Origin of the sequence: Streptomyces syringium (genome assembly GCF_017876625.1) — a bacterium.
Lineage (GTDB): Bacteria > Actinomycetota > Actinomycetes > Streptomycetales > Streptomycetaceae > Streptomyces > Streptomyces syringius.
On the sequence record NZ_JAGIOH010000001.1, the window covers coordinates 5781792 to 5802326 of the forward strand.

General features: G+C 67.7%; 16 protein-coding genes and 1 pseudogene. 13 read left to right on the forward strand and 4 right to left on the reverse strand.

The window, feature by feature from the left end:
- The first annotated feature begins 7 nt into the window (after positions 1 to 7).
- The 7 genes from JO379_RS25805 (at position 8) to JO379_RS25835 (ending at position 7569) form a co-directional block, all read left to right on the forward strand.
- Positions 8 to 430 (forward strand): roadblock/LC7 domain-containing protein, encoded by a 423-nt coding sequence (locus JO379_RS25805; protein ID WP_184738712.1) that lies wholly within the window; start codon positions 8 to 10, stop codon positions 428 to 430.
- On the forward strand, positions 427 to 789 hold the full coding sequence (locus tag JO379_RS25810) for a DUF742 domain-containing protein (protein ID WP_130881749.1): 363 nt from the start codon (positions 427 to 429) through the stop codon (positions 787 to 789). Before JO379_RS25805 ends, JO379_RS25810 begins: the two co-directional genes overlap by 4 nt.
- Entirely contained in the window at positions 767 to 1399 is a 633-nt protein-coding gene (locus JO379_RS25815; RefSeq protein WP_130881748.1) for a GTP-binding protein, read from the forward strand. Before JO379_RS25810 ends, JO379_RS25815 begins: the two co-directional genes overlap by 23 nt.
- Positions 1396 to 2862 carry a cytochrome P450 gene (locus tag JO379_RS25820; RefSeq protein WP_242626433.1) on the forward strand — a complete coding sequence of 489 codons (1467 nt, stop codon included), beginning with the start codon at positions 1396 to 1398 and terminating at the stop codon, positions 2860 to 2862. The genes JO379_RS25815 and JO379_RS25820 overlap by 4 nt, the downstream gene beginning before the upstream one ends.
- Positions 2844 to 3974: a cytochrome P450 family protein gene (locus JO379_RS25825; RefSeq protein WP_242626477.1), complete on the forward strand. Its 1131-nt coding sequence runs from the start codon at positions 2844 to 2846 to the stop codon at positions 3972 to 3974. Before JO379_RS25820 ends, JO379_RS25825 begins: the two co-directional genes overlap by 19 nt.
- Before the next feature lie 112 nt (positions 3975 to 4086).
- A complete protein-coding gene (locus tag JO379_RS25830) occupies positions 4087 to 6138 on the forward strand; it encodes an APC family permease (RefSeq protein WP_130881746.1) in 2052 nt (683 codons plus the stop codon).
- A gap of 102 nt (positions 6139 to 6240) precedes the next feature.
- Positions 6241 to 7569: a class I SAM-dependent RNA methyltransferase gene (locus JO379_RS25835; protein WP_130881745.1), complete on the forward strand. Its 1329-nt coding sequence runs from the start codon at positions 6241 to 6243 to the stop codon at positions 7567 to 7569.
- Between the two features lie 570 nt (positions 7570 to 8139).
- Here the strand turns inward: JO379_RS25835 and JO379_RS25840 are convergent.
- The 3 genes from JO379_RS25840 to JO379_RS25850 are packed head-to-tail and all read right to left on the reverse strand — an operon-like array spanning position 8140 to position 11502.
- Positions 8140 to 8805, reverse strand: coding sequence for a hypothetical protein (locus JO379_RS25840; RefSeq protein ID WP_209517151.1), 666 nt, complete (start codon positions 8803 to 8805; stop codon positions 8140 to 8142).
- A gap of 49 nt (positions 8806 to 8854) precedes the next feature.
- Positions 8855 to 9757 (reverse strand): 5'-methylthioadenosine/S-adenosylhomocysteine nucleosidase family protein, encoded by a 903-nt coding sequence (locus JO379_RS25845; protein WP_209517153.1) that lies wholly within the window; start codon positions 9755 to 9757, stop codon positions 8855 to 8857.
- Complete coding sequence (locus JO379_RS25850) at positions 9754 to 11502, reverse strand: AbeC-like domain-containing protein (protein WP_245381554.1); 1749 nt, start codon at positions 11500 to 11502, stop codon at positions 9754 to 9756. Before JO379_RS25850 ends, JO379_RS25845 begins: the two co-directional genes overlap by 4 nt.
- A gap of 85 nt (positions 11503 to 11587) precedes the next feature.
- Here JO379_RS25850 and JO379_RS25855 point away from each other — a divergent pair, with 85 nt between their 5' ends.
- Positions 11588 to 12310, forward strand: a complete 723-nt coding sequence (locus tag JO379_RS25855; RefSeq protein WP_209517155.1) for an NUDIX hydrolase — start codon at positions 11588 to 11590, stop codon at positions 12308 to 12310.
- A 424-nt stretch (positions 12311 to 12734) separates the two neighbouring features.
- On the opposite strand, the gene JO379_RS25860 is transcribed toward JO379_RS25855, so the two are convergent.
- Positions 12735 to 14369: a hypothetical protein gene (locus JO379_RS25860; protein ID WP_209517157.1), complete on the reverse strand. Its 1635-nt coding sequence runs from the start codon at positions 14367 to 14369 to the stop codon at positions 12735 to 12737.
- Between the two features lie 708 nt (positions 14370 to 15077).
- On the opposite strand from JO379_RS25860, the gene JO379_RS25865 reads away from it, so the two are divergent.
- From JO379_RS25865 to JO379_RS25880, 5 genes and pseudogenes are all read left to right on the forward strand, one after another.
- Entirely contained in the window at positions 15078 to 17249 is a 2172-nt protein-coding gene (locus JO379_RS25865) for an AIPR family protein (RefSeq protein ID WP_209517159.1), read from the forward strand.
- Between the two features lie 61 nt (positions 17250 to 17310).
- Positions 17311 to 17750 (forward strand): annotated as a pseudogene (locus JO379_RS34225) (DNA helicase UvrD); the annotation flags it as partial.
- A gap of 718 nt (positions 17751 to 18468) precedes the next feature.
- Complete coding sequence (locus JO379_RS25870) at positions 18469 to 18876, forward strand: cell division protein SepF (RefSeq protein WP_130881744.1); 408 nt, start codon at positions 18469 to 18471, stop codon at positions 18874 to 18876.
- A gap of 24 nt (positions 18877 to 18900) precedes the next feature.
- Positions 18901 to 20148: an AAA family ATPase gene (locus JO379_RS25875; RefSeq protein ID WP_245381555.1), complete on the forward strand. Its 1248-nt coding sequence runs from the start codon at positions 18901 to 18903 to the stop codon at positions 20146 to 20148.
- A complete protein-coding gene (locus tag JO379_RS25880) occupies positions 20145 to 20516 on the forward strand; it encodes a nucleotide pyrophosphohydrolase (protein ID WP_130881743.1) in 372 nt (123 codons plus the stop codon). Before JO379_RS25875 ends, JO379_RS25880 begins: the two co-directional genes overlap by 4 nt.
- The last annotated feature ends 19 nt before the right edge of the window (positions 20517 to 20535 follow it).

Consider the following 20535-nt stretch of genomic DNA (forward strand, 5'->3'; position numbering starts at 1 on the left):
CGACCACATGAACAACGAGCTCGGCTGGATGCTCGACGAGGTCGTCAAGATGCCGGAGACCCGGCACGCGATCCTGCTCTCCGCCGACGGCATGCTGCGCGCCCACTCCCAGGGCATCGGCCGCGACGAGGCGGAGCGCCAGGCCGCCGCCCTCTCCGGGCTGCAGTCGATCAGCCGCTCCACCGGTGAGTTCTGCACCCACCAGGCCCACCAGGAGACCCCCTGGCGGCAGACGCTCGTCGAATTCGCCCACGGTTACGTCTTCCTCATAGCCGCCGGCCCCGGCGCCTACCTCGCCGTCTCGGCCTCCGAGCACGTCGACATGGAAGCCGTCACCTACCGCATGCAAAAGCTCGTGGACCGGCTCGGCAAGGAACTGACCAGCCCGCCCCGGCAGGGTGTCTGGCAGGGCCCGGGCAACCCGGCATGACCCCGCCGGCGCCGAGGCGCGACAAAGGGTTAGTACGCCCGTACGTCGTCACCGACGGGCGTGCCCACCCGACCCGCAACACCTTCGACCTGGTCACGCTGGTCATGGCGCACGGCGACCTGCCGATCGGCGGCCTCAGCCCCGAAAAGCGCGCGCTCATGGAACTCTGCCTCGGCGGCGCCCTGTCGGTCGCCGAGATCGCCGGCCATCTGATGCTGCCCGTCAGCGTCACCAAGGTGCTGCTCGGCGATCTCGTGGACAGCGGCCACCTCAGTACCCGGGCCCCCATCCCCTCGGCCCAACTGCCCGAGGCCCAGATCTTGCAGGAGGTACTCGATGGACTCCGCGCTCGCCTCTGACACCGCTCATGAGGGGGCCGTCTATCTTCGTCAGTCGGTGCGGACCGCCGCGAAGCTGCTCGTCGTGGGGCACTTCGCGGTGGGCAAGACCACCTTCGTCGGCTCGCTGTCGGAGATCCGGCCGCTGCGCACCGAGGAGACCATGACGCAGGCCGGCGCCCTCGTCGACGACCTGGCCGGCATCCGCGGCAAGACCACCACCACGGTGGCCATGGACTTCGGCCGGCTCACCCTCAGCGACAGCCTCGTCCTCTATCTCTTCGGCGCCCCCGGCCAGCAGCGCTTCACCCGGCTCTGGCAGGACATGACCCGCGGCGCGCTCGGCGCCCTGGTCCTCGCCGACACCCGGCGCCTGGAGCAGTCCTTCGACGTCATGGGACTGCTGGAGGAGCACGGCCTGCCGTACGCCGTCGCCGTCAACCACTTCGACGGCGCCCCCACCCACCCCGAGGAGGAGATCCGCGAAGCCCTCGATCTGCTCCCCGAGACCCCGCTCATCACCTGCGACGCACGCGACCGGATCTCCTCCACCCGGGCCCTGATCACCCTCGTGGAATACCTCCAGACCCGGCAGACCCGCCTGTCCAGCACCGCCCAGGAGCATGTGTGACCCACCGCCCCGACGCCGGCCCCCCGCCGCCGGGCTGCCCCGCGCACCGCGCCCCGGCGCCGCCACCGCGCCCCCAGCCGCTGTACGGGCCCGACTTCGCCGCCGACCCGCACGCCGTCTACGCGCGGCTGCGCACCCTGGGCCCGGCCGCGCCCGTGGAGCTCGCGCCCGGCGCCACCGCCACCCTCGTCACGGACTACCGGGCCGCCCTCGAAGTGCTCCGCACCCCCGAGACCTTCGCCAAGGACGCCCGCCGCTGGCGGGCCCTCGCCGAGGGCCGGGTGGCCCCGGACAACCCCGTCGTGCCGATGATGGCCTACCGGCCCAACTGCCTGTTCTCCGACGGCGACGCCCACCGCAGGCTGCGCCAGGCGGTCACCGACAGCCTCGGCCGCATCGACCCCAACGCCCTGCGCGGCTACGTCGAGCGCAGCGCCGACACCCTCATCGACCGCTTCGCGCCGCTCGGCGAGACCGATCTGCTCGGCGGCTACGCCAAGGTGCTGCCCCTGCTGGTCTTCCAGCAGCTCTTCGGCTGCCCGCCCGAGCTCGGCGACCGCCTCGTCGAGGGCTTCTCCGGGATCTTCGACGGCGTGGACGCCGAGCGCGCCAACGACCTCATCACCGAGACCCTGGTGCGGCTCGTCTCCCTCAAGCGGGCCCGGCCCGGCGCGGACGTCATCTCCTGGCTGCTCGCCCACCCGGTCGCCCTCACCGACGAGGAGATGATCCACCAGCTCGTCGTCCTCATCGGCGCCGGCACCGAACCCCAGCAGAACCTGATCGCCAACGCGCTGCGGCTGCTGCTGTCCGACGACCGCTTCGCGGGCGACCTCGCCGGCGGCAGCATGCCCGTCGAGGACGCCCTCGACGAGGTGCTCTGGCTCGACCCGCCGATGGCCAACTACGCCGTCCACTACCCCGTCCACGACGTGGACTTCGGCGGCGTCCCGCTGAACCGGGGCGAGCCGGTCGTGGTGAGCTTCGCCGCCGCCAACACCGACCCCGCGCTGCTGTCCGACCAGCGCACCGGCAACCGCGCCCACCTCGCCTGGAGCGCCGGCCCGCACACCTGCCCCGCCAAGGACTCCGCCCGGCTCATCGCGGCCGTCGCCGTCGAGAAGCTCCTCGACCGGCTGCCCGACCTGGAGCTGGCCGTACCCGTCGACCGGCTCGTCTGGCGCCCCGGCCCGTTCCACCGGGCCCTCACCGCCCTGCCCGTGCGCTTCCCCCCGGTCGCCGTACCCACGGCGGCGCCCGCGCCGCTGCGGGTACCGGCCCCCGACCGGGCGCACGCGCACCCGTCCGCCGAACCCTCAGGAGACCGACGATGGACCAGCAGACCTGCCCCGTCCGCATCGACCCCACCGGCCGCGACATCCACGGCGAGGCCGCCCGCCTCCGCGCCCTCGGCCCGGCGACCCCCGTGGAGCTCCCTGGTGGCGTGGTGGCGTGGGCAGTGACCACCCGGCCGCTGCTCAAGGAACTCCTCACCGACCCGCGCGTCTCGAAGGACCCGCGGGCGCACTGGCCGACCTGGATCGACGGCAAGATCTCCCCGGACTGGCCGCTGTACACCTGGGTCGCGGTGCAGAACATGTTCACCGCCTACGGCAGCGACCACAAACGCCTGCGCGTCCTCGTCTCCAAGGCGTTCACCGCCCGCCGCACCGCCGCCCTGCGCCCCCGCATCGAGGAGATGACCGCCGCCCTCCTCGACACGCTCGCGGCCCACGGACCGGACGAGATCGTCGACCTGCGCGAGGGCTACGCGTACCCGATCCCGATCCAGGTGATCTGCGAACTGTTCGGCGTCGACGATGACGAGACGAGGGAGGGGCTGCGCCGCTGCGTCGACTCGATCTTCCACACCTCCGCCGACCCGGAGGAGGTCACGGCCACCTATACCGAGCTGTACGCCCTGCTCGGCGGGATCGTCGCCGCCAAGCGCGAGAACCCCGGCGACGACATGACCAGCGTCCTCATCTCCGCCCGCGAGGAGGACGGCCCCGGCGGCAGCAGGCTGAGCGAGCAGGAGCTGGTCGACACCCTGCTGCTGATGATCGGCGCCGGCCACGAGACCACCGTGAACCTCCTCGACAACGCCATCCACGCACTGCTCACCCACCCCGAGCAGCTGGAGCTGATCCGCACCGGCAAGGCCGGCTGGGACGATGTGATCGAAGAGACACTGCGGGTCCAGGCCCCGGTCGCCAACCTGCCGCTGCGCTACGCCGCCGAGGACATCGAGCTGGACGGCGGAGTCACCCTGCGCAAGGGCGACGCGATCCTTGCCGCCTACGCCGCGGCCGGCCGCGACCCGCAGCTGTACGGGGACACGGCCGACGACTTCGACCTCACCCGCGCCGACAAGGACCATCTGGCCTTCGGCCACGGCGTCCACCACTGCCTGGGCGCCCCCCTCGCCCGGCTGGAGGCCGCCGTCGCACTGCCCGCCCTCTTCGCGCGCTTCCCCGAGCTGACCCTCGCCGCCGCCCCCGGTGAGCTGAGCCCCGTGGAGTCCTTCATCTCCAACGGCCACCGCGCCCTGCCCGCACGGCTGGGCCGCCACTAGGACCCACCCGTACCCTCCGTCCGCCGGGAAGGCACGCGACACACGCCACATTCGGCTTTCCCGGCGGGTGGCGGGTGGGCGCACCCCAGAGCGAGCGCATACGATCCTCTGCGTGTCCAAACTGACCGACCTGCCCAAACGGATCCTTATCGGCCGGGCGCTGCACAGCAACAAGCTGGGGGAGACACTCCTCCCCAAGCGCATCGCCCTCCCCGTCTTCGCCTCCGACCCGCTGTCCTCGGTGGCGTACGCGCCGGGCGAAGTGCTGCTCGTCCTCTCCGTGGCAGGCGTGTCGGCCTACCACTTCAGTCCATGGATCGCGGTCGCGGTCGTGGTGCTGATGTTCACGGTGGTCGCCTCGTACCGCCAGAACGTGCACGCCTACCCCAGCGGCGGCGGCGACTACGAGGTCGCCAACACCAACCTGGGCCCCAAGGCCGGACTGACCGTCGCCAGCGCCCTGCTCGTCGACTACGTCCTGACCGTCGCGGTCTCGATCTCCTCCGGAATCGAGAACCTCGGCTCCGCCATCCCCTTCGTCATCGAGCACAAGACGGCCTGCGCCGTCGGCGTCATCGTGCTGCTCACGCTGATGAACCTGCGCGGCGTCAAGGAGTCCGGCAAGCTCTTCGCCATTCCGACGTACGTCTTCGTCGGCGGTGTCTTCCTGATGATCGCCTGGGGCATCGTCCGCGGGGCGTTCATGGGCGACACCATGAAGGCACCCACCGCCGACTACACCATCCACGCCGAACACCAGGGACTCGCGGGCTTCGCCCTCGTCTTCCTGCTGCTGCGCGCCTTCTCCTCCGGCTGTGCCGCCCTCACCGGTGTCGAGGCCATCAGCAACGGCGTGCCCGCCTTCCGCAAGCCCAAGAGCAAGAACGCCGCGACGACGCTCGCGCTCATGGGCGGCCTCGCCGTCACCATGTTCTGCGGCATCATCGCCCTGGCCATGGTCACCAAGGTGCGGATGGCCGAGAACCCGGCCACCGACCTGCTCAAGGACGGCAAGCCGGTCGGCGACGACTACACCCAGAACCCGGTGATCTCGCAGGTCGCCGAGGCGGTCTTCGGCAACGGCTCGTTCCTCTTCATCGTGCTCGCCGCCGCCACCGCCCTCGTGCTCTTCCTGGCCGCGAACACCGCCTACAACGGCTTCCCGCTGCTCGGCTCGATCCTCGCCCAGGACCGCTACCTGCCGCGCCAGCTGCACACCCGCGGCGACCGCCTCGCGTTCTCCAACGGCATCGTGCTGCTCTCCGGGGCCGCCGCGATACTCGTCGTCATCTACGGGGCCGACTCCACCCGCCTCATCCAGCTCTACATCGTCGGCGTCTTCGTCTCCTTCACCCTCAGCCAGATCGGCATGGTCCGGCACTGGAACCGCCACCTGGCCGCCGAGACCGACCCGGCCGAGCGCCGCCGCATGGTCCGCTCCCGCGCGATCAACACCTTCGGCGCCTTCTTCACCGGCCTGGTCCTCGTCGTGGTGCTGCTGACGAAGTTCACCCACGGCGCGTGGGTCGCCCTGCTCGGCATGGTGATCTTCTACGCCACCATGACCGCGATCCGTAAGCACTACGACCGGGTCGCCGAGGAGATCGCCGTCGAGGACGAGCCCGGCGAAGAGGCCGTGCGCCCCTCCCGGGTGCACTCCATCGTCCTCGTCTCCAAGATCCACAAGCCGACCCTGCGGGCCCTGGCCTACGCCAAGCTCATGCGCTCCGACACCCTCGAGGCCCTGACCATCAGCGTCGACGCCACCGAGACCAAGGCGCTGCACGAGGAATGGTCGCGCCGTGGCCTCGACGTCCCCCTGAAGGTCCTCGACTCGCCCTACCGTGAGATCACCCGGCCGATCATCGACTACGTCAAGCGGCTGCGGAAGGAAAGCCCGCGCGACGTGGTCAGCGTCTACATCCCCGAATACGTGGTCGGCCACTGGTACGAGCACCTGCTGCACAACCAGAGCGCGCTGCGCCTGAAGGGCCGGCTGCTCTTCACGCCCGGCGTGATGGTCACCTCGGTGCCCTGGCAGCTCGACTCCTCCGAGGCCGCCAAGCGACGGGCCCGCAAGCGCGCCGAGTGGAACGCCCCGGGTTCGGTGCGCCGCGGCCCGGTCGCGCAGCCGAAGCGGGAAAAGGCCGCCACGAAGAAGTAGCGCGCCGCGACGGAGCAGCGCGGTCGTCGGTGGGGTGAGGTGGGACGTAGACTCGAAGGCTGTCCCCCTCACCCCTTTTGAGTCCTCTGGAGTCGACCCGCCATGCAGCACGAGACCGAAGCATCGCTGGTCGGCCACGAGTACGAGGTCGAGGTGGGCCCCGTCGCCCACGGCGGCCACTGCGTCGCCCGCACGGACGCGGGCCGGGTCCTGTTCGTCCGGCACGCGCTCCCCGGCGAGCGGGTCGTCGCCCGGGTGACGGAGGGCGAGTCGACGTCCCGCTTCCTGCGCGCGGACGCGGTCCAGGTCCTGGAGGCCTCGAAGGACCGCGTCGAGGCCCCGTGCCCCTTCTCGGGCCCCGGCAAGTGCGGCGGCTGCGACTGGCAGCACGCCAAGCCCGGCGCCCAGCGCCGCCTCAAGGGCGAGGTCATCGCCGAGCAGCTGATGCGCCTCGCGGGCCTGACCCCCGAGGAAGCGGGCTGGGACGGCACGGTCGTGCCGGCCGACGGCGACAAGCTCCCGGCCGGCGAGGTCCCCGCCTGGCGCACCCGCGTGCAGTACGCGGTCGACGCCGAGGGCCACGCGGGACTGCGCAAGCACCGCTCGCACGAGGTCGAGGTCATCGACCGCTGCCTGATCGCCGCCCCGGGCGTCACGGAGCTGGGCATCGAGAAGCGCGAGTGGCCGCAGATGGCCTCCGTCGAGGCCATCGCCGCCTCCGGCTCCGGCGACCGCCAGGTGGTCCTCACCCCGAGGCCGGGCGGCCGCCTCCCGATCGTCGAGCTCGACAAGCCGGTCTCGGTCCTGCGCATCGGCGAGAAGGACAAGCAGGTCCACCCCGTCCACGGCCGCGCCTTCGTCCGCGAGCGCGCCGACGGCCGCACCTACCGCGTCGGCGAGGGCGGCTTCTGGCAGGTCCACCCGCAGGCGGCGGACATGCTGGTGAAGGCCGTCATGCAGGGCCTGATGCCCCGCAAGGGCGACATGGCCCTCGACCTCTACTGCGGCGTCGGCCTCTTCGCGGGCGCGCTCGCCGAGCGCATCGGCGACAAGGGCGCGGTGCTCGGCATCGAGTCCGGCAAGCGCGCGGTGGAGGACGCCCGCCACAACCTGAAGGACCTGGACCGGGTCCGCATCGAGCAGGGCAAGGTCGAGCAGGTCCTGCCCCGCACCCGCATCGAGGAAGCCGACCTCATCGTCCTCGACCCGCCCCGCGCGGGCGCCGGCAAGCAGACGGTCCGCCACCTCGCCTCCCTCGGCGCCCGCCGCATCGCCTACGTGGCCTGCGACCCGGCAGCCCTGGCCCGCGACCTGGCGTACTTCGCGGAAGAGGGCTACAAGCCGGTCAAGCTCCGGGCGTTCGACTTCTTCCCGATGACGCACCACGTGGAGTGCGTGGCGATCCTGAAGCCGGTGGCGAAGGAGGCGTGAGCCGGGCCTCCGGGCGGGCGTGAAGTGGGCTACGGGCGTTGTCTCGACGCTGAGATGACGCCCGTTCTCATTTGATGCTCGCCCTGATGGGGCGACAGCTGGCCGTCCTCAGCGTCTAGCAGGTCGGTCGATCAGTCATCTCCGTACCGCCTCCGGGCGAACGCCCCGTCCAGGCCTGGGCCAGGTGGGTACCTGGGATTGTCTGCCGTGCGAGGGCCGTTCTCCTCGATGTCCTCCTGCAGCCTGCCGGTCGGCTTGGCGCTTCTCCCGTCGCCGTCGATGCACGCGCCACTGTTTCTGCCGACTCCGCGGTCACACCATTGCTTCCGCTGGAGCAGGTCGGAGTTGCTTCGCGTCTCGCGTCCACAGTGTTGTCAGATACCGTGTGAGCAGCGATTGCGAGTTTGGTGTCGGCGTCGATGGTGCCCTGCATGGACGCCGGGAACCGGTGGTTCTGTACGGAGGCACCGACCTTCCGGTCACCCACCGGGACCAGCGTGCCGTTATGGCGATCTGGTGCCGGCGCAGGAAGCTTGGGGGTGGTGGGGGTTGGCACTTGCTGGGGTGGCGTCAGGGCTGGGATGCCGGGAGTGCGGGAGAGCTGTTCATCCAGGCTGCATCGAACTGCTGAAGAGCGATGGAGTACAGGAGTCCGGGCGCCCGGGCGTACAGGCACGGGGAGTTCCTGCCGTGAGCGGAGCTGCTGTAGAAGGTGAGGTAGGCAGCCCGGTCCGTTGCGATCACGCGGCACGTGTTGGGCAGGTTGAAGTTGCGAAGCTCGAAGTTGCGTTGTGAGCGGGTGGCGCGGGTCAGGTAAGCCATGTTCGTCCGGACCTGGTTCCTGAGCAGGGCCGGGGTGAAGCCGGAATCGAACCGGCGCACGTCGTGCGAGCGCCGGTCAAGCCAGGAGTCACCTTGGGTGCGATGGTCGGGCAGTAGGACCTGAATGGAATCCGGGGATAGCTCACCCGACCATAGGGGGGAGAAGACCTCGCGGGTGAGCACGTTTCCGCGCCCTGCCAGGACCTTGATCCAGCGAGCCCGGCTCAGGTCACGTGAGATGTCCTGCTCGGTGGCCGACTGATGACGGTACACGCGGCCGAGTCCTGTGCCGGTACACCAAGAGCAGGCGGCGATCAGCCACCACAGTGGGCGTGAGCCGCGTAGAAGGCCGAGGACGAGCACGATGATGCTGGCTGCCAGAGAACTGAGTATCCCGAACAGGAAATCAGTCATGCGAGTCATCTCCCTGTGGTTGGGGTGATCCTGACTGTTTGATTCGTGATCAACAGAGGTATGATAGGAGTCGCCGTAGGATGTGCGCGGCGTTTCGGGCTGCGAGTTCGTGATATCCGTGGCCTTTCTTCTCATCGGCGTTGTCGGATACTCCTCGGATGACGATCCATCCAGGGTTGATTGCGCCATGGAAGGAATTCTCCTGCCAGTATTGACTCAGTCCTCCGGCTTCCATATCAACCGCCAGAACCTTCTCGTGATAGTTCGTGAGGTAGCTTCGGATTTCGCTCTCGCGGTCGGCGATGACTGCTTCACCTGACCCGATCACTCCCGGGTAGACCTCGAATTCATCCGAGGCGTTCGCAGTGAGCTGACCGTGTACGCGTGCTGGGGTTCCGTGATCGGTAAAGAAGGCGTTCACCGCATGGACGACTGGCGCCGGCGACTGTCGATGCTCCCCGCGTCGACGAACTGCCCCTCGCGGATTGATCTTGCGATTCTCGTAGTAGACGATGTCAGTGGAGATGATGACGTTGCCGATGCGGGCGTGCTCGTCGTGGATGCCGCCACCCACACCGACCAGGGCCCACAGACGCGGGTCGTAGTGGCGACGCAGGTTCTCCAGGGCGGCCATCGCCGATCGCTGCCCCTGGCTCTGGCTCTGAGTGGCCACGATGCGGATGGTCGATTCCGGTGTGGTGTGTTCGCCTCGATAGAAATATAGTCCGCTAGGTTCTTTGTGGCGCTCCAATTTTAACTCGTCTACGACAGAGCGCAGTTCCTCGCTCAGGATTGTGACTACTCCGACGTCCCATATAGCGGACCGTTCGGCGGCGGGAGTGCCCGTGTTGAAGTAAGGGGTGGCTGTGGAGACATGGGCATTATCTCCGACGGCGTTGTTACTGAAGTTGTTGTTGTCGCCGTGACTGACGATGCCTCGATTGGTGATCACTGATGTCCTCCACTGTTGGGGTTCGAGCCTGTCGGCTGGTTCGCAGAGACGCCGACCTGAGCTTCGTTGCCGACGGCGTTGTTGTTGAAGTTGTTGTTGTCGCCGAAGTTGAAGATGCCACTGTTGATGATCTTGAGTGCGCGGTCATTGAACTCGGATATGTCCACATCCCTGGCGTGCAGGAAGTCGCTGGCAGCCCGGAGTAGCCGCCTCTCGATCGTCTTCATTCGGCCCAGGATGTCGCTCTTCTCCAGCTGGATCTTGGACCATGTTTGGGCTGATCTCTCTCGTACGCTTATTCGGCTGCCGATCAAGACGTTGCGGATCGGTATAGAGGTGAGGTCGCGAGGGAGTACGGCGGCCTTGCTCAGGGTGTAGAAGTAGCGGGCGATCCGCCATGAGTTCTGGATTTCCAAAGGCAGCGCGGCCAGCTCGCGGAACGCTGCCCAGATGACGGCCATGGCTCCGTGGTGACCGAATTCCTCCGTCTGCTGGAAGGATCTCGGCGTGTGGGCGAGGACGCATGCTGCTGTAGAGATCATCAAAGTGCGTCCCTGCAGGCTGACGTGCAACATGACGGTCGCGACGAACTCCGACCCCGCTGTGGGGGTAACGACTTCGAGGAAGTGGTGTTGCTTGGTGCCAGGCGTGTTGATGATGTCGCGCAGGTCGGCCTCGTCGAACTCCTGCGGAAGGAGTGAGCGATCTACTGCCACATCGGTCTCGGCTACGTAGATGCGGTCGCGGACCTGTGTGGGAAGCCGGACTTCCTGGCTGTCGCTGTCCAGGAGCTGAACAGCCTCGCGCAGGTATTCGACCAGTTCGTGTGCTTGAAAGGGGGGTACGGGGTGTTCGCGTTCATGGAGCGGTGCCTCGTCGTTGCCGGGGCGCAGCAACTGGATACTCATCGGTGGGTTCCACTGGTAGACGAGTTCGCCCGCCCCGATGAATGGCGACTCGTCCCCGAAGAGCGTGAACATGGTGAGGTCGTCCTCGTCCTCGCCCTCGTCCTCGCTGTGACGGGGGCGGCGGTATACGGCACAGACGTGACGCTGCTGTAAGTCCGCCGCTCGTTGCCGGCCGGACAGGCGTGTGGGCCTAAGAGATGACGCACGCAAGATGTGGTCGAGCACCAGCTGACGTGCGGCGCCGATGCTGAGGCACATGAGCATGATTCCTGCGGCCACTTGGAGGGCCATCGTGGCGTGGCCCGGATGGGCAAGCGCGACGGTCAGGCCGGTCAGCGCCAGGGAGAGCGCGGCGGCACCGATGCGTCTGAGTGCACGTCCCTTCTCGGAATGCCTTCGGGGGGGAAACGGCCTGAAGGGGTGCCGACGGCCTCGTGCAGGCCCCAGTCCGCGGCGCTTGGGCTTCTGCCTCGGCCGCGGTTCCCAGTCGACCTTCCGGAGCACCATGGTGAGGCGGAGTAGCCATAGGAAGGCGAGGCCGCAGATGACGAGGATGCTGGTGGGCAGGGCACCCGCGACAGCTGGGGTAACCGCTGCCCCTACCAGTGTCATGCGGAGGAGCGCATTCAGCGCGGCCGCCCGCCACGCATGGTGCATGACGGGAACGATGTCGAACCCGTAAGACGGGGCGACCCTGCGGTGCGGTGCGGTGCAAACCTTGTCGATCACGAGGTCGCGAAATCGTTCGTCCACGTACACGCCGGTGCATAAGTGACGGGTGGCGGCGCTGGGTTCGCCGGTCGCTTCCTTGGCCGGTGGCACATCGGAAGTGATCATGCCCTGCCCTTGCCTCGTAAGGTTATGGTCTGTGGGACCATAAGTGCCGAGGGTGTTTAAGTCAATACGACCTTTAGGGGCTCTGGTGGATGAGTGGCTGAAAGACTCCACTGAAGTGGAGGCATCGTGGGTGACGGTGGACTTGGCGATCTTCACTGTCAGGGGCGATCAGTTGATGGTGCTCCTGATCGAGCGCGGGCTGGAGCCCTTCCGCGGTCGGCCCGCACTGCCTGGTGGCTACGTCCAGAAGGACGAGACCTTGCGTGAGGGGGCGCTGCGTGAACTCTGGGAGGAGGCCGGGATCGACGGCAGCCGACTGCACTTGGAGCAGCTCGGTGCCTACGGAGATCCTCGACGCGACCCGAGGGGAAGGGTAGTCACCATCGCCTATCTCGCCCTGGGGCCGGATCTTCCCGTTCCTGTGGGTGGTACCGACGCCGAGCGTGCCTACTGGGCCCCTGTGTCAGAACTGGCGGAAGGTGCGGGGGAGCTGGCGTTCGATCACTTGATCATCCTCACGGATGCCCTGGAGGAGATCCGTAGGAAGCTGGAGTACACCGCTGTCGCCACAGTCTTCTGCGGAGAGTCGTTCACCCTGAGCGAGCTGCGCACTGTCTATGAAGTGATCTGGGGGCAGCATCTGGATCCGAGCAACTTCCGCCGCAAAGTGCTCAACACCGCGGGGTTCGTGAAACCCACAGGGGAACAGCGGCTGCCCCCCACCGGTCGTCCAGCCGCCCTCTATAGCCGGGGAAGTGCGTGGCTGCTCAGCCCGCCCTTGCTACGCGGCGCCAGCCACCCCGCATAGCGGGCCTCGGGCTTAGACGGGCACGTGAAAGGCATTCCGGTCAGGCTTGGCTCAAGGCCGTTCCGGCGAGCGTTCGAGACGTACCGGATGCGTTTGAGGGCAGTAAGGATGTTGCCGAGATCGAGGACGGACTGCGGCCTGGCCTCTGGGGGCTTGGGGGTTACCGCACTGGTGGCCCCTCCACCAATGGCAAGCGGTGAGCATGGAATGAACTCTGCCCGGGAGCCTGCCACTGGGGTAAAACCCGTTCGGCAGGCCTGGTCGTCGGTCATGGCGCTCGATTGACTATCCGGCCGCCGCGCAGCCGGTGGTTGAGGGGCCGTGCCAAGTGCCGACGCGAGAGAGGATTGTTGCGAGGTGGCTTGTCTTGCTGCTGGGCTCGTCACCGCGTCGCGTGTGGCGGGAACGCTCACTCCGTTCCTGCTCACTGCCAGCCACTGCACCATTCCTCGAAGACGAGCCAGAGATCACGAGGCCAGGACAAGGTCAGCGGGTCGAAAGAGTAGGAGCGGACTGTCGTTTCCCGCCATAGGGCTTCGGCGCGCTCGGCCTCGTCCGCGAGGAGCCGTGCGCTCGCTGCGTGTCTGCGAGCGGTGGGGTAGTCGCGTTCCCTCGCCGCACTCGTCAAGGCAGGCCACAGCTCCCATACAAGGTGCTCCTGTAGTTCGCGCAGGTGATCGCCGGTTTTCTGACAGATTGAGTCGCTCAGATTCCGGTTCACTTCCGTCATCTGGTCGTCGAGCTCCCCGAGCCGGTCTTCGTTCCAGCCGTGCCGCTCCACAAGCTGCTGCCAGAAGCGCCATTCTCGCTCCCCCTCCGCGCGAGCGTACTCTTCCAGTTCTTCTGAAGTCAGCCGGGGGACGCTATCACCACCTACTGCATCGAGGTCGGTGACATCGGGGGGCAGATTCGTGTGGACGCCGTACCTGATCAGGGTGAGAACCTCCAGCAGGTCAAGGCAGGATGCGAGGTCCTTACCGCGGGCAACCCCGCAGATATCGGCGACATCTTGGGCGACACCCTCCCAGTCCGACTCCGCGATGTGGTTGTCCAACCCGTCGGCTAACCAGTCCGCTGAGCCGCGGCCGTCCAGGTCCTCGAGGATTTCCTCGATCCTGGACTCGAGCCGCATCACTACGGCGTCGGGAGTCTCCCGGTCCCTCCGAGCTGCTGCCTCCTGCTCTGCACGCTCTGTGGCCTTTCGGTGCTGGGCACGAGCGGCTCGGCCGGACGGCAGACGCGTCTGTAAAGCGCGCATCTCCTCGGCCTTCGCGGGGTTGATCCCGTCCAATAGCTCGATGGCTGCCATGCGATGTCCTGCTTGGACGAGTGGGTCCGACGCGACACCCCGGAGCAGGCCCACGCTGTCGTGCGGAGCTCGCCGTGCCACGGCCGCCGCCAAAGCCAGGCGGTCTGCGCTCGGGGTATCTGGGTGGGCAACGAGTTGTTCGAGGGACTCGGGCACGTACCCGACGGGGTGATCGTGTTCGGCGAGTGCCAGGCCGACCTTCACACGCGTGGTGAGGATGGCGGTCTCGTCGGCGAGGAATAGGTGCGCCGTCCACACGGCCCACCCCTCGCGAACGGCCTCCGCAAGCCATCCCCAGCCGTTCTTGGGTAGCAGGCTTCGTGCTTCCGCGTAGCCTGCCTTGTCGGCATGGTGTACCAGGGTGTCCGCTGCCCGGTGACGTAGTCCGGCAGGAAGGCCCTTGGTGCCTGCGACAAAGCAGAGTCCGACAATGTGCTCCGCGGCGGTGAAGTCCGGGCGGTCGATGCCAACCCTGGACTCCCTGGCGATGCGCTGTAGGTCGACGCGCCAAGGGCCTGCGGCCTTCAGCATGAACGATGCCGCTGCCATCGCCGAACCGCCGCGGAGCATACATGCTTGCAGGCTGCTGACGCGCCAGTTGTCGCCGATCGAGTCGTCGGCGAGGCGGACCAGGCAGGTGGTGACGAACGCGCTCGGTTCCCTGTAACGGGCCGGTACCTCGCAGCCCGGCAGCAGCTCGGGCCTCGCTATGCCCCCCACGGCACTCCCTTGATCGACAAGCATGGACATCCTAGCCTCGGTGCTCGCTGCTCCGGGGGCGGTCTAGCGCCGCCCGACCCCGGGATGTGCAGAGAGTGGAGGTTGGCGCTGCCTGGGCTCTTGTCCCGGCCGCACTGGACCCTCCCACCGCCCGGTGCGTCACACGCACCGGCCACCCGAGCGCTCGGCTCCGAGAGCCGGCAGGTCTTGGAGCTGTGACCTCCAGCGTGCCGCGATCCGGCTGCTGGGCGGCGACTACCGGAACGCCCTGCCTGAGTTCGACGCGCTCGTCGGTGCCTACGGCCGGATCAACGGCCCCACCAGCGAACAGGCCCGCGTCTGCCCGGGCCCAGGCCGCGCGCTGCCGCGCCGAACTGGGCCAGGCCACCGAGGTGCTCGCTGCGATCCGGGGCACCCTTGGTGTGTCGTACGGTCCGTCGACGGTGACTTCAGTGAAGAGGCCGTCGAACTGCGTCGCGACATCGGAATGCTGCTGCCGCGCAGGGGAGGTCGGGCGAAGCCCGGCACATCCTGGAACCGTTTCACGAGGACCTGTGCGTGGTCGTCGGGCCGGACGACGGGATGACCGCCGAGATCGCGAGGCGCTGACGCTGATCCGTCTCGACCTGGACGAGCCGGGCGCCTGACCGGCCTCGACGTGGCACGATCAAGACGGTCGGCACAGCAGGCCGGGTGCGTGAACCGGCCGGGCCGACGACCGGTGGGAGGGGAACGAAGATGAACGCCAAGCAGGCCACTGGAGCCATGCCGAACATGGAAACCCAGGTGCGCCAGGTCGGCAATGCTCTGGAGAACATTTACGGTCACCTGTTGGAGCTCGGGGATCTCGATGGGATGCCGGAGAGTCAGCGGAAACCGCGGCTGATTTCCCGGGCATTGACGGCCCAGGCGGTGCGGATGGTCACGGGCTTCAGCCCTGCGGAGGCCGCTGCCACCGTCATCGACGGGCACGCGGACCAGGGTATCGACGCCATTGCGGTAGTGGGCGGGCTCAAGCCGCATGTGTACCTGGTACAGGGTAAGTGGAGCTCGGAAGGCAAAGCGGCGGCAGACCGGAAGGCGGTACTCGAACTCTTTGCCGGCCTACGGCTCATCGACGACGAGGACTTCGCCCCTTTCAATCCCCGGGGCCGCCAGCTGGCGGAGTACGCCAAGTCTGTTATGGATCAGGGGCCAGTGCCTGTCACCCAGGTCGTCGTTCTCATGCGCCCCGAAGAGCCGGGTGAGGGATTCCGCCAGGCCCTACTCACGGGGGAGCAGCCGTTCAACCGCTATGGTGCTCGCCTCGACCACAAGATCATCCTGGCGCCGGAGGTCTGGGCGTCCGTGCGCAAGGACCTCGCACCAGAGCCGGTCGAGCTCAGTGCCACACTTTTCCCGTGGTTCGGTATCACCTCCCCGTACGTGTCTTATCAGGGCATTGTCATGGCGGAAGAGATTGCCGAATGGGCCAAGAGCGGTTCGAACCTCTTCAACCTGAATATTCGCAACCCGCTCGGCCGCACTGCGATCAACAATGCTCTGATCGAGACCCTGACCCAGGAACCGGCCAGCTTCTGGTACTTCAACAACGGAATCACTGTGCTGTGCGACGCGGCCGACACGGCTCATCAGAGCATGCTCGCGCCGCAGCACCGGCCGCTGACCCTGACCCTGCACAATGCCAGCGTGGTCAACGGTGCGCAGACCGTGAGGTCCGTCGCCGAGGCCATGGCGGCCGGCGTGACCGCTGCTGAAGCACAGATCGGCGTACGCATTATTGTCACTGGTAAGCGGGAGGATTTCGCCAAGAAGACCACTCAGGCCACGAACCGCCAGAACAGTGTAGGGCCCCGCGACTTCATTGCCCTCGATCCCGTCCAGGCAGCAATCCTGGAGGAGATGCGGGCGGAGCTCGGGCTGGAATACAGCGTCCGCCGCAGTGAGTTGGATCCACCCGAGGAGACTGGATGTTCCGTAGTTGAAGCGGCGTGCGCGCTTGCCTGCGCTCACCCAGACAGCCAGTACGCCGCGCGGATGGCCACCACGTTGGACGTCCTGTGGGAACGCGGCTCGCAAGGCATCTACGACGTACTGTTCCGGCCCCAGCCGGGTGCCTACCTCCTGTGGAACGCTGTGCAGGTCCTGCGGGCCATACGGCGGAGCCTGCACCAGCTTCGCTCCCGTTACGCTGGGCGAGGCGCTGCACTCACTGAGCACGGTGTGTATCTGATCTCCCATCTTGTTTTCTGTCGTCTCAACACCGAAGCCATCGACGAGCCGGACCCCACACTGGAGTGGGCGGCAGGGGCGGCGGAGCGGGTTCCTGCCTTGGTCGCGGAGCTGCTGCCCGCGGTCGCTGCCGCGATCGATGAGCTGTACACCGAGCGTTCGCGGATCCAGGCGGTGTGCGCTGACGTCACCCGCTGTCGGGAAGTGGTCGACCGAGTGCTCAGGGCAACCGCCGTGCCGGAGGCCAGGCCGAAGCCGGATAAGTACCGTCGCGTACCGGCGCAGCGTAAGCCCCGCCGTCCCAACGCCGTTCACGTCCTCGTCGACAAGGGAGTACTCGAAGAGGGCGCCCCACTCACCGTCACCACGGCCTATCCACTTGAGGCCGATGCCCTCCGGGACTGGCTGGCAGGGAATCAGAAACGTAGCCTTGCCACCTGGGTCAATCACCGCAGCAAGCCGATCCTCTGGGCTGCCGACGGTAAGCAGTACTCGCCGTCCGGCCTCATCACCCGGATGTGGGAGCTGGCCGAATGGAAAGAGCGGCCCGTGGCCAATCAGGGCACCGCCCGCTGGGTCACCGCCACTGGTGAAACCCTTGCCGACCTGGCCTGGCGGATCCTCGGCGAACTCGAAGCCCCAGACGAGGACGAGCCGACCGTTTCCGCACACGACTGACGAAAGCCAGCGGGGCGCGACTGTGGTGCTCCCTGGAACCTGAGTGAGGAGAAGCACCCCAATGCCCCGGCTTGCCTTCGACATCGCTTTCTGCGCTCAGCTCAGCAAGCTCCAGGGCTCGGTAAGACAAGGCGACTTCGATGCCTGGGAGAAGTTCGAGCGCTCACCCTGGACCAGTGGTTCAAGGGGCCAGGCCTGAAACTGGAGACCCTCAAGTAGGCTCGCGATCCGCGCATCCGTACATCCGCATCGACCAGAGCACCCGCGGCGTCGTACTCGCCCCCGAGAGTGGGGACATCGACGTCCTGCTCTGGGTGATGCCGCACGACAAGGCCATCGCCTGGGCGATCAAACAGAAGGCGAGCGTCAACACGGTCGCCAGGCTGTCGAGATCCGCGACGTGGCATGCTTGACGAGCTCACCCCGGCCTACGAGCGCATCGCGCCCGTCCATGAGGAGCGACTCTTCGCAAAGCTCTCCGACGGGGACGTGGTAGGTCTCTCACAGCGGCCGGCATCCCGGCTGTCCGCTTGCGCGGAATTACCCAGGTTCTTCGGACGTCATCAGCATCGGCACGATGCATGCGTTCAAGGGCCTGGAGTTCCGATGCGTCGCTGTCGTTGGGGTGCACGACGGAGCTTGACCGTTCCCTCAAGCGGTGACTCCATCCGACGTCGATCGCCTCCAGCATGAGGTAGACCTCTTGACAGAGCGTTGTCTGTTGTTCGTGGCCTGTACTCGCGCCCGGGACGGGCTCTATGTGTCGTGTAACGGCAGACCGAGTTGGGTTCTGGCGGCGGTTTTGTAGCTGACGAGCGTAGCGGTGCACGCTGCCGCGCGCCTGGGGCCTCGGCTCACGACGCTCGTTTTGACGCACGAGCCCCACCCAGGACGTACGCGCAGGCTTGTTTGCGGTTGCTGAACCGGGTTCCTTCGACTGAGGAAGGCGGCCCGAGCAGGGGTGGTGGTCCCGAGCGCGCCCTGCGGCCACGGCTCGGTCGCTCCTCTGTTCGCCATTCGCGGAGCAGGTCGGGTGCTCGACGCGGGGCTGGCGGCCATCGCCCCACACCCCGCCCCTTCCGTCACCACGTGATCCCCGCCATGTCCCGATTCGCCGCCGAAGGCGGGACCCGTGCGTGTCATTCGGCGTAGTGGCTCGCGATTGTCCCTAGGATTGTGGGATGTACATAGCCAGCACGTTCCCCGGAGGGGTGGTCCGGTGAACAGGTCCGAGGCCACAGACGAGCAGTGGGAGGGCCTGGCCGAGGTCGTCCCGTTGCGCGGTCATCACGCATGGCCGTCCTGGCCCAATCATCGGGCGCTGCCCGAGGAGGAGCCGGAGCCGAATCGGCGTCAGCTCGTCGTTCTGCGTGTCCAGATCTTCGCGGACGCGCGTGAGGTCGCCGAGTATCTGATCGCGCGGGTTCCGGTGCTGCTGGACCTCACCAGCGCCGACTCCGACGTCGCCAAGCGGATTCTCGACTTCTCCAGCGGCGTGGTCTTCGGCCTGGGCAGCGGCATGCACCGTGTCGATACCAATGTCTTCCTGTTGGCCCCCGAGGGGACCGAGGTGGCATCGGGATACCCCGATCGTAGGAAAAGTGATCAGATGAAACGGTTTGGCTGACCGGTAGCCGCATACGGTCCGGGCATGGACGCAAGCTGTGCCCGACCGGCCGCAGGCCCCCCTTCTCAGCTTCCACAGGCTTCTCAGCTCCCTCAGCAACTATCTGAGTCCCCTCAGGTTCCTCAGCAGGCTTCTCGGCTTCCTCAGCGGCCCGCGGTCACCGAACTGCGGTTGTCCGCCTTCAAGTCGCATCGCAACGCCGTCTTCCCGCTCGGACCGCTGACCCTCTTCAGAGGAGGGAGCGGCAGCGGCAAATCCAATGCCCTCCAGGGCTACGAAGTCCTCGCGCGGCTCGCGGGTGGCGACACGCTCGAAGAGGCCCTCGCCCCGGTGGCCGGTGGCCCTTCCGCGTGTGTGCCGCAGCAGGCCCGGCCCGATGCCCAAGGGCGGCGCGGCTTCCGGATCGGCTGCACCGTTACGGGCCCGGCGGGCCCCGTCCGGCTTGACGTGGCCGTACAGGCCGAACCCGTGCTGCGGGTCGTCGGTGAGCGGCTGACCGGTTTCGGGGAGACCCTGCTGTCCACCGCGCTGCGCGATCCGGGGCTGCGGACGGTCGAGGCCGTCTGGCACACCGCGGGCGCGGTGCCCGTCACCCGCGCGCCGCTGCCGGACGACAGGCTCGGCACCTCGCTGCTACCCCTGCGGGTCGCGGGCAAGACCGCGGGCCAGCGGCTGGTCCTCGACGCGGCCGAGCAGGTGGTGGTCGCGTTGCGGTCCGTCTTCCCCTGCGACCCCCGGCCGGAGCTGATGCGCATGCCGGCCGCCGCCCGCGACGGGATGCTGCGGGGTGCCTGCGACAACGTCGCGGCGGTCCTGGGGCGCACCCGCCACGAGTGCGCCATCCGGCACGGGCTGCTGGTCACCGCGGCCGGCGCGGGTTGCCGGGGGCCGGTCGAAGGGCTGACGGTCGAGGAATTGGACGGCGGCTTCTTACGGGCTGTGCTGGCGCGGAAAGCGGGTGCGACGACGCCCCTGGAGCGGCTGGCGGACGGGGAGCTGCGCTATCTGGCCCTCTCCCTCGTCCTGTTGACCGGGCCCGGAGTGCTGGCCGTCGACCAGGTGGCCGAGGTGCTGCCGGCGCTGCAGACGCTGACGGTGCTGGCGGACGGGCTCGACCGGTGCCTGGACGAGCGGCAGGCGCGGGAACTGGTGGGGCTGGCGGCGCGCATGTGCGAGCGGGGGCACATTCGGCTGGTGGGCACGGTGCGCGGAGCGGTGGGGGAGGAGGCGGCGCGGGCGGTGGGAGCGTCGGTGGTAGACCTGGGGCCGTGACCGAAGATCTCAAGACCTTGCAGCAGAGGCTGGCCGCGTTCGCCGCGGCGCGCGACTGGCAGCCCTTCCACACCCCCAAGAATCTCGCCGCAGCGCTCAGCGTCGAGGCGTCAGAACTGGTGGAGATCTTCCAGTGGCTGACGCCGGAGCAGTCGGCGCGGGTGATGGACGCCCCCGAGACGGCGGGTCGGGTGGAGGACGAGGTCGCGGACGTCCTGGCCTATCTGTTGCAGTTCTGCGAGGTCCTCGGGATCGACCCGCTGGCGGCGCTCTCCGCGAAGATCGACCGCAATGAGAGCCGGTTCCCGGTGGAGGGTTCGACGGCGGGATCACGGGCGGACGACGGTCCTCGTCACTCTCCGGAGTGATTGAGATATCCACAGCGCA